Here is a 1,395-nt window from a genome sequence, read left to right as displayed (position 1 = left end):
GCAACTGACATTTCTGGTTTCTACGCGCTTCGGCGACGAGCTGCTGCCCCAACCTAGCCGCCTGGAGGCGTTAGCCACCTCAATCGTCGTTCGCGTGAGTTCGGCATTTAATATGAAATACGCGTTTTCTTGTAATTGGGCAGCTGGGTCCGCGACGTTGGTTATTATACTCACCAGGCTTTGCCCACGATCGGATAGTCAGTAAGTGGGTGGCGTTATAGCGCTGACGATTTCGCTATGGCCGTTGTGAACGTTTCGAAATCGATGCGGCAACCGACTATCAAAATAGTATCCGTCCCCCGGATTGAGAATTCGTTTCTGGTTTCCCACCGTCACCTCCACCATGCCGGATAAAACCATGCCAGCTTCCTGCGCTGTATGGGTGAATTCTTCGCCGCTGTCCGCGCCCAGTGCATATCGTTCGTGCAACATCAGCAGTTGACGGTTTGGGTGATCCAAGCCGATCACGCGATAGGAGATTGTGTCGACCTTTCCAATTTCCACCAGGTTGGCCGACGCATAGAATGGGGAATACGGGAGGCTTGACTGTAGATCGGAAAAGAAGCCCGTGAGCGTCGTTCCAAGCGCGTCCAGCATAGCACCCAAAGTGTCGACCGAAGGGCTCATGCGATCGCGCTCAATGAGAGATATTGTAGAATGAGATATTCCCGAACGAGCCGCCAACGCTCTGACGCTAAGGTCCCGTCGGCGACGCAGTTCGCGCAGTTTGGAGCCAATCCTTGGCATTCGTCAGTTCCCTGAATTTCTATTTAGAGATCATGCTGTTCCGGCAATCAAAAAACACCAAGAGGGCCCGGGTAGCTGACCAGGCGGTGAGTATATTGAACGCGTGCCAGATGGGCAATTGTGGATTATTTTTATTGCACGATGCTGGAGTGCACATAAAATAACGAGGTTTCGATGACGTCGCGGCTTGAAGCGCTGAAAGGCAAATTTACCCAAATTAAGCGGCCCTCTCGGGAGGCCGTCTCAGACACGGCCCCGGTCGAGAAAAGCGTCAGGGAGATCATTGCGCACGTTCGCAAGCACGGGGACGCTGCGGTTCGTGAATACTCGCTTGCCTTCGACAAGGCTGACGTCACCAACTTTGAAATCACCGAGGAGGAGAAGCAGAAAGCTGTCGCCGATCTCGATGCGCAGACCAGGGAAGACACGGAATTTGCCATCGCTAACGTCCGCCGCTTCGCCGAGGCACAGCTGAAGACCATTCTTCCCCTCGAAATCCAAAGCTTGCCGGGACTTCACCTCGGTCACCGGGTGATCCCGATCGAGATTGTCGGCTGCTATGTGCCGGGCGGCCGCTACCCGCTCCTGTCGGCGCCAGTCATGACCATTGTCCCGGCCAAGGTTGCAGGCTGTGATCAGGTCATTGCC

2 protein-coding genes are annotated in these 1,395 nt (G+C 54.8%); one reads left to right on the top strand and one right to left on the bottom strand.

The annotated features are described in order from the left end of the window. Positions 1-198 precede the first annotated feature (198 nt). Positions 199-747, bottom strand: a complete 549-nt coding sequence (locus EOA24_RS37920) for a cupin domain-containing protein (protein WP_127410820.1) — start codon at positions 745-747, stop codon at positions 199-201. A gap of 174 nt (positions 748-921) precedes the next feature. Between EOA24_RS37920 and EOA24_RS37915 the strand changes: the two genes are divergently transcribed. Continuing rightward, positions 922-1,395: histidinol dehydrogenase (locus EOA24_RS37915; RefSeq protein WP_189354596.1), on the top strand; the 474-nt coding region annotated here is incomplete at its 3' end.

Origin of the sequence: Mesorhizobium sp. M2A.F.Ca.ET.039.01.1.1 (assembly GCF_003998035.1) — a bacterium.
Taxonomy (GTDB): Bacteria; Pseudomonadota; Alphaproteobacteria; order Rhizobiales; family Rhizobiaceae; genus Mesorhizobium.
Note: the sequence above shows the minus strand (reverse complement) of the source record. Positions and strands in the feature narration are given on the sequence as shown.

Excerpts from the sequence above, each read along its gene's own strand:
- EOA24_RS37920 (WP_127410820.1), bottom strand. The coding sequence starts at position 747 with ATGCCAAGGATTGGCTCCAAACTGCGCGAACTGCGTCGCCGACGGGAC.